This is a genomic window from Mycobacterium sp. 050272, assembly GCF_039023525.1.
Taxonomy (GTDB): Bacteria; Actinomycetota; Actinomycetes; order Mycobacteriales; family Mycobacteriaceae; genus Mycobacterium.
The window spans coordinates 210092-225870 of the sequence record NZ_JBCHKV010000001.1 but is presented as its reverse complement, the minus strand read 5'-3'; the positions used below and the strand labels follow the sequence as shown (position 1 = coordinate 225870).

Genomic DNA, 15779 nt, shown 5'->3' with positions numbered 1-15779 from the left:
CCATGCTTACTCTCGGTCTGGACATCGGCGGCACGAAAATCGCTGCGGGACTTGTGGATTCCAACGGTGCACTGGTGTACAACGCGACCCGGCCCACCCCGCCCGGCGGTTCGGCCGAACAGGTGTGGGAGGTGGTCGCCGCCATGGTCGCTGACGCCCTGGGGGCGGCCGGCGGCGCGGTCCGCGCGGTGGGGATCGCCTCGGCCGGGCCCATCGACTTGCGCAGCGGAACCGTCAGCCCGATCAATATCAAAGGCTGGCAACGCTTTCCGTTACGGGACCGGGTCGCGGCAGCGGTGCCCGGGGTGCCGGTGCGGCTGGGCGGTGACGGACTGTGCATGGCCCTGGGAGAGCACTGGCAGGGCGCGGGGCGGGGTGCGGGCTTTCTGTTGGCCATGGTGGTGTCGACCGGCGTCGGGGGCGGATTGGTACTCAACGGCGCGCCCTACACCGGGCGCACCGGCAATGCCGGGCATGTCGGTCACGTGGTGGTCGAAGAGGGCGGTGAGCGGTGCGCGTGCGGGGGCCGCGGCTGCGTCGAGACGGTCGCGGCAGGTCCGTGGCTGGTGCGCTGGGCGCGGGCCAACGGGTGGTCAGCCCCGCCTGCAGCCGGCGCTCGCGAGCTGTCCGCCGCAGCAGCGGATGGGGACGCGGTAGCGCTGCGGGCATTCCGGCGAGGCGCCACCGGGCTGGCGGCGATGATCGCTTCGGTGGCGGCGGTTTGCGACCTGGACCTCGTCGTCATCGGGGGAGGAGTCGCCAAGTCCGGCCCCGTGTTGTTCGACCCGTTGCACGCGGTGCTGGCCGACTACGCCGGGCTGGATTTCCTGGCCGGGTTGCGGGTGGTGCCGGCCGAGCTTGGCGGCGAAGCCGGCCTGGTCGGCGCGGCCCGGCTGGCAGGGGCTTAACCGACCGCGCCGCGTGCGTATCGTGGAACGGTCTGCACTGGCTGCTGGCGCATTTGCTCTGCTGAGCGTCGCCGCACCTCAGATCCGCCGTTTTGGCCGACCGCGTGTTGTGACGCTATCCTTGGTGCCGATCCACCGAAGACCGTCGGTCACCGAGCAATCGGTTGAAGGTCCGGGAAACATCCCGGCGGCCCACGCAGGAGGACGAGGCATTACCGCCGGCGTTCGCGCCGGTGTACTTCAACGCCCCGTGCTGCTTCCTGCGCCGGGGCGTTCGTCGTTCCTCGGGGGAAGCGCAGACGACACTTTTCACCGAGGAGGTTATGCATGGCCAAAGCCGACAAGGCCACCGCCGTAGCGGACATTGTCGAGCAGTTCAGCGCCTCGACCGCGACCGTCATCACCGAGTACCGCGGCCTGACCGTCGCCAACCTGGCCGAGCTGCGTCGCTCGCTGGCGGGTTCGGCCACCTACACCGTGGCCAAGAACACGCTGATCAAGCGGGCCGCGACCGAAGCCGGGATCGAGGGTCTCGACGAGCTGTTCGCGGGCCCGACGGCCATCGCGTTCGTCCGCGGCGAGCCGGTCGACGCCGCCAAGGCCATCAAGACCTTCGCCAAGGAGCACAAGGCGCTGGTCATCAAGGGTGGCTACATGGATGGCCACGCGCTGACGGTGGCCGAGGTCGAGCGGATCGCCGACCTGGAATCCCGCGAGGTGCTGCTGGCCAAGCTGGCCGGTGCCATGAAGGGCAACCTCGCCAAGGCTGCCGGCCTGTTCAACGCGCCGGTCTCGCAGTTCGCCCGCCTCGCGGCCGCCCTGCAAGAGAAGAAGGCGGCCGACCCGGCTGCCGCAGCGGCTCCGGCCGCAGCACCCGCTCCCGAGGCAGCCGCTTCGGAGGCACCCGCCGAGGCAGCACCCGCCGAGACACCGGCTGACGCCGAATAACCCAAAAACCCACACCAGGAAGGACCCACACCCATGGCAAAAATCTCCACCGAAGACCTGCTTGACGTCTTCAAGGAAATGACCCTGCTCGAGCTCTCGGACTTCGTGAAGAAGTTCGAGGAGACCTTCGAGGTCACCGCGGCCGCCCCGGTCGCCGTTGCCGCTGCCGGTGGCGCCGCCGCCGGTGGTGCGCCCGCCGAAGCCGCCGAGGAGCAGTCGGAGTTCGACGTCATCCTCGAGGCCGCCGGCGACAAGAAGATCGGCGTCATCAAGGTCGTCCGCGAGATCGTCTCCGGCCTGGGCCTGAAAGAGGCCAAGGACCTGGTCGACGGCGCACCCAAGCCGCTGCTGGAGAAGGTCGCCAAGGAAGCCGCCGAGGAAGCCAAGGGCAAGCTCGAGGCCGCCGGCGCGACCGTCACCGTCAAGTAGTTCAACGCGCGCAAGAACCCCCCGGGAGCCCTAGTGGCTGCAGTCCCGGGGGGTTTCCTGTATTCATCGGGAAAACGCCGACCTGACGGACTGTGCCACCCGCTCGGCTGTATCTCCCAGGGCGACAAGCAGATTCGACGTCAGCGTGTTGAGCACCGGGGCGACGGCCGAGCCGTCGTCGCCGTAGTAACCCGCTAGCTCCAGCATCACGAATCCGTGGATCTGCGCCCAGAATTGGGCCGCGGTGGCCACTACGCTGGCGTCGTCGTCCGCGCTACCCACGGTGATCCGGCCGGCCAGCATGCACCGGCGCACCACCCGAACCACATGCGCGAAGCTGGGGTGATGTTGTTCGATCTCGGCGACCGTGAGCGTCAGGACGTTGCCGGCCGGCGCGTTGATGCCGTGCGCGCTGGTGCTGCCGAACATCAGGCGATACATGTGTGGCCGCTCGATGGCGTAACGGCGATAGGCGGCGCCGGTGACGAACAGATCGGCGACCGGGTCCGCGGTCTGGGGCACCCGTTGCGCCTCCTCGAACTGTCGCAAACCTTCCTCGGCGACCGCCGCGATCAGCGCCTGCATCCCGCCGAAGTGGGTGTACACCGACATCGTCGAGGTCCCCGCTGCGCCGGCCACCTTGCGGGTCTGCAGTGCGTCGGGCCCGTGCTCGTCGAGCAGGCCAACCGCGGCGTGCAACATCTCGTCGCGAACGCTGCGCTGAAGTTCCGAAGTCATCTCTCCAACCATCTCTGATGAGGCCTTGCCATCTTCTCACCGTCGGCGTACGGTCTCAATAACGCTGAAATATCAATGTTATAGGAGCTCGGCAATGACTTCCGTACAGACAGCCAAATCCGAGAACCCCTATCTCGAAGACTTCCTGGCGCCGGTGGGCGCCGAAGTGACCGCAACCGATCTGCGGGTCACCGGCCAGATCCCGGAACACCTGGACGGCCGCTACCTGCGCAACGGGCCCAACCCGGCCGCCGAGGTCGACCCGGCGACCTATCACTGGTTCACCGGCGATGCCATGGTGCACGGCGTCGCGCTGCGCGACGGACGGGCCTGCTGGTACCGCAACCGCTGGGTCCGCACGCCGCCTGCGTGCGCCGCACTCGGCGAGCCCGAGCCCCGCGGGCTGAACCCGCGCGCCGGGATGCTGTCGGTCGGCCCCAACACCAACGTGCTGACCCACGCCGGGCGCACCCTGGCGCTCGTCGAGGGCGGCGGTGCCAACTACGAGCTCACCGAGGAGCTCGACACCATCGGACCGTGCGACTTCGACGGGACGCTGTTCGGCGGCTACACGGCCCACCCGCACCGGGACCCGCGCACCGGCGAACTGCACGCGCTGTCCTATTCCTTCGGCCGCGGTCGCACCGTGCAGTACTCGGTGATCGACACCGCGGGCCGCGCCCGGCGCACCGTCGATATCGACGTCACCGGGTCGCCGATGATGCACGACTTCTCCCTGACGGATAAGTATGTGGTGATCTACGACCTGCCGGTGACGTTCGACCCGATGCAGGTGGCACCGGCCAACGTGCCGCGCTGGCTGAGCGCGCCGGCGCGCCTGGTGGTGCAGTCGGTGCTCGGCCGGGTCCGCATCCCCAACCCGGTGATGGCGGCTGTCAACAGCAACCGGCAGCCGATGCACCGGATGCCCTACAGCTGGAAGGACAGCTACCCGGCCCGCATCGGGGTGATGCCTCGCGAGGGCGGCAACAAGGATGTGCGCTGGTTCGACATCGAGCCCTGCTACGTCTACCACCCGCTCAACGCCTACTCGGAGACCCGCAGCGGCTCCGAGGTGCTAGTGCTCGACGTGGTCGGCTACGCGCGAATGTTCGACCGCGATCTGCGCGGCCCCGGCGACAGCCGGCCGACACTGGATCGCTGGACGATCAACCTGACCACCGGCGCGGTTGCCACCGAACGCCGCGACGACCGTCCGCAGGAGTTTCCCCGCATCGACGAGTCGTTGCTGGGCGGTCGGCACAGGTTCGGCTACGCCGTCGGATTGGATGGCGGCTACCTGTCCGGCGGCACCGCCGAGATGACCTCGGCGCTCTACAAACACGACTACGCGACAGCCTCGAGCAGCGTCGCCCCGCTGGATCCGGGCCTTTTGCTCGGCGAGATGTGCTTTGTGCCCAACCCGACGAACGGCTCGGCAGAGCGCGCCGAGGACGACGGCGTGCTGATGGGTTACGCCTATCACCGTGGCCGTGATGAGGGGCAATTGTTGTTGCTGGACGCCCAGACCCTCGAGTCGGTTGCCACGGTTCACCTGCCGCAGCGGGTGCCGATGGGCTTCCACGGCAACTGGGCGCCGGCCGTCTGACCCTTTACCGTTCCTGCCAGGCCCGTTAGCCTGCCTGCAGGGGTGGGTCTCAGGTCAGCGAATTTTTCGCTGCGGTGCTGTGCAACCATGCTGTGTGGTCCCAGGCGTGCGCTACAGTGACTCATGCCACACAAAGGGGCAGGTGGCAGCATGCGTCGACGGAAGGATTCCCTATGGGCGTCGCTATCGAGGTCAGTGGTCTGACCAAGTCCTTTGGAGCCTCCAGGATTTGGGAAGACGTGACCCTGGATATCCCCGCCGGGGAGGTCAGCGTTTTGCTGGGCCCGTCGGGTACCGGCAAGTCCGTGTTCTTGAAGTCGCTGATCGGCCTCCTTCGTCCCGAACGTGGCTCGATTGTCATCGATGGCACCGACATCATCGAGTGCTCGGCCAAGGAGCTCTACGAGATCCGCACGCTGTTCGGGGTGCTGTTCCAGGACGGTGCTTTGTTCGGTTCGATGAACCTCTTCGACAACACCGCGTTCCCGCTGCGTGAGCACACCAAGAAGAAGGAAGGCGAGATCCGTGACATCGTCATGGAGAAGCTCGAGATGGTGGGCCTCGGCGGCGACGAGAAGAAGTTCCCCGGCGAGATCTCCGGTGGTATGCGCAAGCGCGCCGGCCTGGCCCGCGCCCTGGTGCTGGACCCGCAGATCATCCTCTGCGACGAGCCCGACTCCGGTCTCGACCCGGTCCGTACCGCGTACCTGAGCCAGCTGATTCTGGACATCAACGCCCAGATCGACGCGACCATCCTGATCGTCACGCACAACATCAACATCGCCCGTACGGTGCCGGACAACATCGGCATGTTGTTCCGCAAGCACCTGGTGATGTTCGGCCCGCGCGAAGTGCTGCTGACCAGCGACGAGCCGGTGGTGCGCCAGTTCCTCAACGGCCGCCGCATCGGTCCGATCGGTATGTCCGAAGAGAAGGACGAGGCGACCATGGCCGAAGAGCAGGCGCTGCTCGACGCCGGTCACCACGCCGGTGGTACCGAGGAGATCGAGGGCGTTCCGCCGCAGATCACCGCGACGCCGGGCATGCCGGAGCGCAAGGGTGTGGCCCGGCGCCAGGCCCGCGTGCGCGAGATGCTGCATACGCTGCCGAAGAAGGCTCAGACGGCGATCCTCGACGACCTTGAGGGCACCCACAAGTACCAAGCGCACGAGTTCGGCGACTAACAATCGGCTGATCCCCAGGCCCGATCACCATGGCTTGCCGTGGTCGGGCCTGGTCGTGCGCATCCGCAGGCGTTGACCGAGGAATTCGGTAACAACTTGCCGACCCTTCCTCTTGACGAAAAGGCGTGCACAGGTCAATCTGTTGGGCAGCATGTACCCACGGGAAATTCGAGATGCCAGCCAGCGTCGACCTCCCCTGGGTGGGTAGTTGAGGAATGCGCGCGCCTGCGCTATTGTTGGACGTTGCGCTGGCTACTTCCTGCCCACCTCACTCCGCCACCTGACACCGTGGTCTTAGCCTGAGCCCCCTCTGCGGTTCAGCTATTCGTTGCGCGCGTGAGGCTCGAGCAGTTCGTTCGCCGGCTTTAAACCGAAATAATTTTGCGGCGAGCAGGTCCGGTGGTCCGGTGAGTCGCATGAGGTGCTGGAAGGATGCATCTTGGCAGATTCTCGCCAGAGCAAGACGGACTCCTCTTCTAACAACTCCGTGCCTGGAGCACCTGACCGAGTATCTTTCGCCAAGCTCCGCGAACCGCTCGAGGTTCCGGGGCTTCTCGACGTGCAGACCGACTCCTTTGAGTGGTTGATCGGCTCGCCGCGTTGGCGCGAGATCGCCTCCGCCCGCGGGGACGTCAACCCGGTCGGTGGCCTAGAAGAGGTGCTCTACGAGTTGTCACCGATCGAGGACTTCTCGGGCTCGATGTCGCTGTCGTTCTCCGACCCGCGCTTCGACGAAGTCAAGGCGCCGGTGGACGAGTGCAAAGACAAGGACATGACGTACGCGGCTCCGCTGTTCGTCACGGCCGAGTTCATCAACAACAACACCGGTGAGATCAAGAGCCAGACGGTCTTCATGGGTGACTTCCCGATGATGACCGAAAAAGGCACGTTCATCATCAACGGGACCGAGCGCGTCGTGGTCAGCCAGCTGGTCCGGTCGCCCGGTGTGTACTTCGACGAGTCGATCGACAAGTCGACCGAGAAGCTGCTGCACAGCGTCAAGGTGATTCCGAGCCGCGGTGCGTGGCTGGAGTTCGACGTCGACAAGCGCGACACCGTCGGTGTGCGCATCGACCGCAAGCGTCGTCAGCCGGTCACCGTGCTGCTCAAGGCGCTGGGCTGGACCAACGAGCAGATTCACGAGCGGTTCGGCTTCTCCGAAATCATGATGTCGACGCTGGAGAAGGACAACACCGCCGGCACTGACGAGGCGCTGCTGGACATCTACCGCAAGCTGCGTCCGGGCGAGCCGCCGACCAAGGAGTCCGCGCAGACCCTGCTGGAGAACTTGTTCTTCAAGGAGAAGCGCTACGACCTGGCCCGCGTCGGCCGCTACAAGGTCAACAAGAAGCTGGGCCTCAACGCCGGTGAGCCGATCACGTCGTCGACGCTGACCGAAGAGGACGTCGTCGCCACCATCGAGTACCTGGTGCGCCTGCACGAGGGCCAGCCGACCATGACGGTTCCCGGCGGCACCGAGGTTCCGGTGGAGACCGACGACATCGACCACTTCGGCAACCGTCGTCTGCGCACCGTGGGCGAGCTGATCCAGAACCAGATCCGGGTCGGTATGTCCCGGATGGAGCGTGTCGTCCGCGAGCGGATGACCACGCAGGACGTCGAGGCCATCACGCCGCAGACCCTGATCAACATCCGGCCGGTCGTCGCCGCGATCAAGGAGTTCTTCGGCACCAGCCAGCTGTCCCAGTTCATGGACCAGAACAACCCGCTGTCGGGGCTCACCCACAAGCGCCGCCTGTCGGCGCTGGGACCGGGTGGTCTGTCGCGTGAGCGCGCGGGCCTCGAGGTTCGTGACGTGCACCCGTCGCACTACGGCCGGATGTGTCCGATCGAGACCCCGGAGGGGCCGAACATCGGTCTGATCGGGTCGCTGTCGGTGTACGCGCGGGTCAACCCGTTCGGGTTCATCGAGACGCCGTACCGCAAGGTGGTCGACGGTGTGGTCAGCGACCAGATCGACTATCTGACCGCCGACGAGGAGGACCGCCACGTCGTGGCGCAGGCCAACTCGCCGATCGACGCCGACGGCCGCTTCGAGGAGTCGCGGGTTCTGGTTCGCCGTAAGGCCGGCGAGGTCGAGTACGTGCCGTCGTCCGAGGTCGACTACATGGACGTGTCGCCGCGCCAGATGGTGTCGGTGGCCACGGCCATGATTCCGTTCCTCGAGCACGACGACGCCAACCGGGCCCTGATGGGTGCCAACATGCAGCGCCAGGCGGTTCCGCTGGTGCGCAGCGAGGCGCCGCTGGTCGGTACCGGCATGGAGCTGCGCGCCGCGATCGACGCCGGCGACGTGGTGGTGGCCGAGAAGGCCGGCGTGATCGAGGAGGTGTCCGCCGACTACATCACCGTGATGGCCGACGACGGCACCCGGCACACCTACCGGATGCGCAAGTTCGCCCGGTCCAACCACGGCACCTGCGCCAACCAGTCGCCGATCGTCGACGCGGGAGACCGCGTCGAGGCCGGCCAGGTGATCGCCGACGGTCCGTGCACCGAGAACGGTGAGATGGCGCTCGGCAAGAACCTGCTGGTGGCGGTCATGCCGTGGGAAGGCCACAACTACGAGGACGCGATCATCCTCTCCAACCGCCTGGTTGAGGAGGACGTGCTCACCTCGATCCACATCGAGGAACACGAGATCGATGCCCGCGACACCAAGCTGGGCGCCGAGGAGATCACCCGGGACATCCCGAACGTCTCCGACGAGGTGCTCGCCGACTTGGACGAGCGCGGCATCGTGCGTATCGGTGCCGAGGTTCGTGACGGCGACATCCTGGTCGGCAAGGTCACCCCGAAGGGTGAGACCGAGCTGACGCCGGAAGAGCGGCTGCTGCGGGCGATCTTCGGTGAGAAGGCCCGCGAGGTCCGCGACACCTCGCTGAAGGTGCCGCACGGTGAGTCCGGCAAGGTGATCGGCATTCGGGTGTTCTCGCGCGAGGACGACGACGAACTGCCCGCCGGTGTCAACGAGCTGGTCCGCGTTTACGTGGCCCAGAAGCGGAAGATCTCCGACGGTGACAAGCTCGCCGGACGCCACGGCAACAAGGGCGTCATCGGCAAGATCCTGCCGGTCGAGGACATGCCGTTCATGCCCGACGGCACCCCCGTGGACATCATCCTGAACACCCACGGTGTGCCGCGACGCATGAACATCGGCCAGATCCTGGAGACCCACCTCGGCTGGGTTGCCAAGGCGGGCTGGAACATCGAGGGCGAGCCCGAGTGGGCGGCGAACCTGCCCGAAGGCCTCCGGCACGCACAGCCGGACCAGACGGTGTCGACTCCGGTGTTCGACGGTGCCAAGGAGGAGGAGCTGCAGGGGCTGCTGTCCTGCACGCTGCCCAACCGCGACGGCGACGTCATGGTGAACGCAGACGGCAAGGCAAGGCTGTTCGATGGCCGCAGTGGCGAGCCGTTCCCGTACCCGGTGACCGTCGGCTACATGTACATCATGAAGCTGCACCACCTGGTGGACGACAAGATCCACGCCCGGTCCACCGGTCCGTACTCGATGATCACCCAGCAGCCCCTCGGTGGTAAGGCGCAGTTCGGTGGACAGCGATTCGGTGAGATGGAGTGTTGGGCCATGCAGGCCTACGGCGCCGCGTACACGCTGCAGGAGCTGTTGACCATCAAGTCCGACGACACCGTCGGGCGGGTCAAGGTGTACGAGGCGATCGTCAAGGGCGAGAACATCCCCGAGCCGGGTATCCCCGAGTCGTTCAAGGTGTTGCTCAAGGAGCTGCAGTCGCTGTGCCTCAACGTTGAGGTTCTGTCGTCGGATGGTGCGGCGATCGAACTGCGCGAGGGCGAGGACGAAGACCTGGAGCGCGCTGCCGCGAACCTGGGAATCAACTTGTCCCGCAATGAATCTGCGTCCGTTGAGGACTTGGCTTAACTAGTCATTTGTTACTAAACCCGCAAGGGGAAAGGGAGTTACGTGCTCGACGTCAACTTCTTCGATGAACTCCGTATCGGCCTGGCCACCGCGGAAGACATCAGGCAATGGTCTTACGGCGAGGTCAAGAAGCCGGAGACGATCAACTACCGCACGCTCAAGCCTGAGAAGGACGGCCTGTTCTGCGAGAAGATCTTCGGACCGACTCGCGACTGGGAGTGCTACTGCGGCAAGTACAAGCGAGTTCGCTTCAAGGGCATCATCTGTGAGCGCTGCGGCGTCGAGGTAACTCGGGCCAAGGTGCGCCGGGAGCGGATGGGCCACATCGAGCTGGCCGCGCCGGTCACGCACATCTGGTACTTCAAGGGTGTGCCGAGCCGGCTGGGCTATCTGCTCGACCTGGCGCCGAAGGATCTCGAGAAGATCATCTACTTCGCCGCTTACGTGATCACCGCGGTCGACGACGAGATGCGCCACAACGAGCTCTCGACGCTCGAGGCCGAAATGGTGGTGGAGCGCAAGGCCGTTGAGGACCAGCGCGACGCCGACCTGGAGGCCCGTGCGCAGAAGCTGGAGGCCGACCTGGCCGAGCTGGAAGCCGAGGGCGCGAAAGCCGATGCGCGGCGCAAGGTTCGCGACGGTGGCGAGCGTGAGATGCGCCAGCTGCGTGACCGGGCCCAGCGCGAGCTGGACCGGCTGGAGGACATCTGGACGACGTTCACCAAGCTGGCTCCCAAGCAGCTGATCGTTGATGAGAACCTCTACCGCGAGCTCGTCGACCGCTACGGCGAGTACTTCACCGGGGCCATGGGCGCGGAGTCGATCCAGAAGCTGATCGAGAACTTCGACATCGACGCCGAGGCCGACATCCTGCGTGACGTCATCCGAAATGGCAAGGGGCAGAAGAAGCTTCGTGCGCTGAAGCGACTGAAGGTCGTCGCGGCCTTCCAGCAGTCGGGCAACTCGCCGATGGGCATGGTGCTCGACGCGGTTCCGGTGATCCCGCCGGAGTTGCGCCCGATGGTTCAGCTCGACGGTGGCCGGTTCGCCACCTCCGACCTGAACGACCTGTACCGCCGCGTGATTAACCGCAACAACCGCCTCAAGAGGCTGATCGACCTCGGTGCGCCCGAGATCATCGTCAACAACGAGAAGCGGATGCTGCAGGAGTCGGTGGACGCGCTGTTCGACAACGGCCGCCGTGGCCGCCCGGTCACCGGACCGGGTAACCGTCCGCTCAAGTCGCTGTCGGATCTGCTCAAGGGTAAGCAGGGCCGGTTCCGTCAGAACCTGCTCGGTAAGCGTGTCGACTACTCGGGCCGTTCGGTCATCGTGGTCGGTCCGCAGCTCAAGCTGCACCAGTGCGGTCTGCCCAAGCTGATGGCGCTGGAGCTGTTCAAGCCGTTCGTGATGAAGCGGCTGGTCGACCTCAACCACGCGCAGAACATCAAGAGTGCCAAGCGCATGGTCGAGCGCCAGCGTCCCCAGGTGTGGGACGTGCTCGAGGAGGTCATCGCCGAGCACCCGGTGCTGTTGAACCGCGCGCCGACCCTGCACCGGCTCGGCATTCAGGCTTTCGAGCCAATGCTGGTGGAGGGCAAGGCCATTCAGCTGCACCCGCTGGTCTGTGAGGCGTTCAACGCCGACTTCGACGGCGACCAGATGGCCGTGCACCTGCCGCTGAGCGCCGAGGCGCAGGCCGAGGCTCGCATCCTGATGCTGTCGAGCAACAACATCCTGTCGCCCGCGTCCGGCCGCCCGTTGGCCATGCCGCGACTCGACATGGTGACCGGGCTGTACTACCTGACCACCGAGGTGGCCGGGGCCGAAGGTGAATACCGCGCGGCCGCCGATGACCAGCCGGAGCAGGGTGCGTACTCCTCACCGGCCGAGGCGATCATGGCGTCCGACCGTGGTCTGCTCTCGGTGCGGGCCCAGATCAAGGTGCGGTTGACGCAGCTGCGTCCGCCGGCCGAGGTCGAGGCCGAGCTGTTCGGCCAGAACGGTTGGCAGCCAGGCGATGCCTGGATGGCCGAGACGACCCTGGGCCGGGTGTTGTTCAACGAGCTGCTGCCGTTGGGCTACCCGTTCGTGAACAAGCAGATGCACAAGAAGGTGCAGGCTGCCATCATCAACGACCTGGCCGAGCGCTACCCGATGATCGTGGTCGCACAGACTGTCGACAAGCTCAAGGACGCCGGTTTCTACTGGGCGACCCGAAGCGGCGTCACGGTCTCGATGGCCGACGTGTTGGTCCCGCCGCGTAAGAAGGAGATCCTCGACCACTACGAGGACCGGGCCGACAAGGTCGAAAAGCAGTTCCAGCGTGGTGCTTTGAACCACGACGAGCGCAACGAAGCGCTGGTGGAGATCTGGAAGGAAGCCACCGACGAGGTCGGTAAGGCGCTGCGTGAGCACTACCCGGCCGACAACCCGATCATCACGATCGTCGACTCGGGTGCCACGGGTAACTTCACCCAGACCCGAACGCTGGCCGGCATGAAGGGTTTGGTGACCAACCCGAAGGGTGAGTTCATCCCGCGTCCGGTCAAGTCGTCGTTCCGCGAGGGCCTGACCGTGCTGGAGTACTTCATCAACACGCACGGCGCTCGAAAGGGCTTGGCCGACACCGCGTTGCGTACCGCGGACTCGGGTTACCTGACTCGTCGTCTGGTGGACGTGAGCCAGGACGTCATCGTCCGCGAGCACGACTGCGAGACCGAGCGCGGCATCATCGTCGAGCTGGCCGAGCGTCAGCCCGACGGCACTCTGATCCGTGACCCGTACATCGAAACCTCGGCGTACGCACGGACTTTGGGCGCCGACGCGGTCGACGAGGCCGGCAACGTCGTCGTCGCTCGTGGCGAAGACCTGGGCGATCCGTCGATCGAGGCCTTGCTGGCCGCGGGCATCACGCAGATCAAGGTCCGTTCGGTGCTGACATGCACCACCGGTACCGGTGTGTGTGCGACCTGCTACGGGCGTTCGATGGCCACCGGCAAGCTCGTCGACATCGGCGAGGCCGTCGGTATCGTCGCCGCGCAGTCCATCGGTGAGCCCGGTACCCAGCTGACCATGCGTACCTTCCACCAGGGTGGTGTCGGTGAGGACATCACCGGTGGTCTGCCGCGGGTGCAGGAGCTGTTCGAGGCCCGGGTGCCGCGAGGCAAGGCGCCGATCGCCGACGTCACCGGGCGGGTTCAGCTCGAGGATGGTGAGCGCTTCTACAAGATCACCATCGTCCCCGACGATGGCGGCGAGGAAGTCGTCTACGACAAGCTCTCCAAGCGGCAGCGGCTGCGTGTGTTCAAGCACGAAGACGGTTCCGAGCGAGTGCTTTCCGACGGCGACCACGTCGAGGTGGGCCAGCAGCTGATGGAAGGCTCGGCCGACCCGCACGAGGTGCTGCGCGTGCAGGGCCCCCGCGAGGTGCAGATCCACTTGGTCCGCGAGGTCCAGGAGGTCTACCGCGCACAGGGTGTGTCGATCCACGACAAGCACATCGAGGTGATCGTTCGCCAGATGCTGCGCCGCGTCACCATCATCGACTCGGGTGCGACGGAGTTCCTGCCCGGTTCGCTGATCGACCGTGCGGAGTTCGAGGCGGAGAACCGCCGGGTGGTGGCCGAGGGCGGCGAGCCCGCCGCCGGTCGTCCGGTGCTGATGGGTATCACCAAGGCGTCGCTGGCCACCGACTCGTGGCTGAGTGCGGCGTCGTTCCAGGAGACCACTCGCGTGCTGACCGATGCGGCGATCAACTGCCGCAGCGACAAGCTCAACGGTCTGAAGGAGAACGTGATCATCGGAAAGCTGATCCCGGCCGGGACCGGAATCAACCGGTACCGCAACATCCAGGTTCAGCCGACCGAGGAAGCCCGCGCCGCGGCGTACACGATCCCGTCCTACGAGGATCAGTACTACAGCCCGGACTTCGGTCAGGCCACCGGAGCCGCGGTTCCGCTGGACGACTACGGCTACAGCGACTACCGCTAGTCAACAAACGAAAAAGCCCCGGGCCCGAATCAAAGAGGCCCGGGGCTTTTTCGTTGGCACCGGTCGGCCGCCGAACGTGAAGTTGGTTTCGCGTTCGCGCTCAGTCGTGTCGCATCGTGCGGATCAGCTCGGAGAACTCCGCCGGCGTGTAGTTGCGGTGCCAGTGCCGGAGGTAGACGTCCTTCGGCAGGATCAGCACATCCACCTCGTCCTCGGCGACGACCGTGGAGTTTCGGAAATCGCCGCGGATGACACCGGTAACGCCCAGCGGCTCCCAGGGATGGACGCGAAAGTAGTCGTAGCCGCCCGAGGGCCGGCCGCGCAGACCGGACGACAGCGGGACATACACAAAGCTCGCCCGGGCGCCGACTTCGGTCAGGCATTCGCCGGGCGAAAGGTGGCCCAGGCGAGTGCTTTTGAAGCCGAGTTCGGGGTCGATATGGTCGGTGCGGTAGCCGCGGCTCGCGACGTTGCGCAGCAACGCCATGCGTTCCGCAAGGTCCCAGTCGACAGCGCTGGCCGCCAGGAAGCGCCGCCGCTCCGATTCGGGAGCGTTGCGCAGGGCGGGTACGCAGACGACGCGATCGGCCAGCGACGGAGCCCGGGCGATCACCAATTCGGCTACCAGCGGCGCGAATTCGGGATTGTCCTCGGTGTGTTCGAGGAGCAGGGAGGTGCGCCGACCGCCGTTCTCGCCGGTGCCGCCGATGAAGCTGTCGACGACGTCGGCCTGTATGTCGTCGACGATGACCGACGCGTTGTGCGCGGCGCGGCGTACCGCCTCTTCCGATCCGAAGCTGCCCCGGAAGAAGGCGAAACGAAGGTCGCCGTCGTGGGTGACTTCGCAGATCTCGAGGTTGGCCTCGCCGGCATTGATCGGATTGTCGCCCTCGACGAGGTAGGTTCGCCCCTCCCGGTCGTGCAGGGCGTAGACCGCGTTTGCCGTGCGCTGATCGATGAAAATCTGATAGTTGCCCGACGTCCTCAGATGGGTGCCGCGCTGTCGCAGGGCATCCGCGCACCGCAGGCAGCGGATGGTGTCCACGACATCGGCGACGAATTCTTGGGCTTGCGGCACAACGACTTTCAGCCATCCAAAGGCTGTGTTCTCGAAGTCCTCGTAATGGCGCGCCAGCAGCTGCGCCCGGTGCTCATCCAATGACTCAGGCGCGGCCGCGCGCTGCAGCGCGGTCTCGTGATGTGCACGACGGTCGTCGCCGCGGCTCTTTCCCAGCTGTTTCGCGTGGTACAGCGCCTCCAGCGGATGGCCCAGGATATGCAGCATCCGGTCGCGCAGCGCCGCGGTGTCGTCGAGCACCGCCGCGGGCACGGAGCTCTTGCTGTGCGCATAGCCCAGCGACGCCAGCTCACGCAGGATCCGTTGTGGGGGTCCGTCGAATACACCGGCGTTGGTCAGCCGCAGCACCCGCCACGCCAGATTCCCGACATTCTCCTCCCACAGGATGTCGACGATCTCGTCGAAGACCCCGCCGAAAGCCTCATGTGCGCCGAACTCCGCATGAACCGCCCGCCCAAAGGGATTCAGGTCCGACATCCCGATGTCGTGGACGTAGGCGAGTAAACAGCCGTAGCTCGTCATGAAATCCAGGCGACGCGGTGGCCGCTCGGCGATCTTGACTCCCGACACGTTGTCGATCATGTCGACGATCCGCCGGGCGACGTCACGCATGTGCATCACGCCGTGATCGGTGAACAGCGCGAGGTGGCTGATCGGGTCATCCAGAAAGCTCGGATCCTTCGCCACCTCTTCGAGGGTCAGGCTCGCGTTCACCTTCGAGTAGTAATTGCGTTCGATGAGTTCACGAATGCGGGCAGGAAGCAGCAGATCCAGCGCGGCGTCCGCGTCCGCCGACGTCATACCGGCTCCGCCGGTCGGGCGATCGCCAGCTCGACCAGTTTCGAAAGCGTCTCTGCCGGAAGGGAACCGAACCTCCGATCGGCAACGACCGCGTCCAGCGAGCAGGCGCGAGGATTGCGGATGAGTTCGGATTCGTCGAGCTGGTGCGTGCAAGGCAATCGAATCCACC

At 65.8% G+C, this 15779-nt stretch carries 9 protein-coding genes; 7 read left to right on the top strand and 2 right to left on the bottom strand.

Going from position 1 to position 15779, the window contains the following annotated elements; genetic code table 11:
* Window positions 1-2 precede the first annotated feature (2 nt).
* The 3 genes from AAHS21_RS01090 to rplL all read left to right on the top strand — a co-directional run bounded on the left by AAHS21_RS01090 (window position 3) and on the right by rplL (window position 2285).
* Window positions 3-908 carry an ROK family protein gene (locus tag AAHS21_RS01090; protein ID WP_342925893.1) on the top strand — a complete coding sequence of 302 codons (906 nt, stop codon included), beginning with the start codon at window positions 3-5 and terminating at the stop codon, window positions 906-908.
* A 327-nt stretch (window positions 909-1235) separates the two neighbouring features.
* Window positions 1236-1856 carry a 50S ribosomal protein L10 gene (gene rplJ / locus AAHS21_RS01085; RefSeq protein ID WP_342925892.1) on the top strand — a complete coding sequence of 207 codons (621 nt, stop codon included), beginning with the start codon at window positions 1236-1238 and terminating at the stop codon, window positions 1854-1856.
* Window positions 1857-1889: 33 nt separating this feature from the next.
* Window positions 1890-2285, top strand: a complete 396-nt coding sequence (gene rplL, locus AAHS21_RS01080; RefSeq protein ID WP_096284709.1) for a 50S ribosomal protein L7/L12 — start codon at window positions 1890-1892, stop codon at window positions 2283-2285.
* A 63-nt stretch (window positions 2286-2348) separates the two neighbouring features.
* On the opposite strand, the gene AAHS21_RS01075 is transcribed toward rplL, so the two are convergent.
* Window positions 2349-3023, bottom strand: coding sequence for a TetR/AcrR family transcriptional regulator (locus AAHS21_RS01075; protein WP_342925891.1), 675 nt, complete (start codon window positions 3021-3023; stop codon window positions 2349-2351).
* 94 nt (window positions 3024-3117) lie between these two features.
* Here AAHS21_RS01075 and AAHS21_RS01070 point away from each other — a divergent pair, with 94 nt between their 5' ends.
* The 4 genes from AAHS21_RS01070 (at window position 3118) to AAHS21_RS01055 (ending at window position 13731) form a co-directional block, all read left to right on the top strand.
* The gene (locus AAHS21_RS01070) at window positions 3118-4632 is read left to right on the top strand and encodes a carotenoid oxygenase family protein (RefSeq protein WP_342925890.1); all 1515 of its coding nucleotides are present in this window, start codon (window positions 3118-3120) and stop codon (window positions 4630-4632) included.
* 173 nt (window positions 4633-4805) lie between these two features.
* Window positions 4806-5816 (top strand): ABC transporter ATP-binding protein, encoded by a 1011-nt coding sequence (locus AAHS21_RS01065; protein ID WP_207768459.1) that lies wholly within the window; start codon window positions 4806-4808, stop codon window positions 5814-5816.
* A gap of 421 nt (window positions 5817-6237) precedes the next feature.
* Entirely contained in the window at window positions 6238-9738 is a 3501-nt protein-coding gene (locus AAHS21_RS01060) for a DNA-directed RNA polymerase subunit beta (RefSeq protein WP_342925889.1), read from the top strand.
* Between the two features lie 42 nt (window positions 9739-9780).
* Window positions 9781-13731: a DNA-directed RNA polymerase subunit beta' gene (locus AAHS21_RS01055; RefSeq protein WP_342925888.1), complete on the top strand. Its 3951-nt coding sequence runs from the start codon at window positions 9781-9783 to the stop codon at window positions 13729-13731.
* A 100-nt stretch (window positions 13732-13831) separates the two neighbouring features.
* On the opposite strand, the gene AAHS21_RS01050 is transcribed toward AAHS21_RS01055, so the two are convergent.
* Window positions 13832-15610 carry a hypothetical protein gene (locus tag AAHS21_RS01050; protein WP_342925887.1) on the bottom strand — a complete coding sequence of 593 codons (1779 nt, stop codon included), beginning with the start codon at window positions 15608-15610 and terminating at the stop codon, window positions 13832-13834.
* Between the last annotated feature and the right edge of the window lie 169 nt (window positions 15611-15779).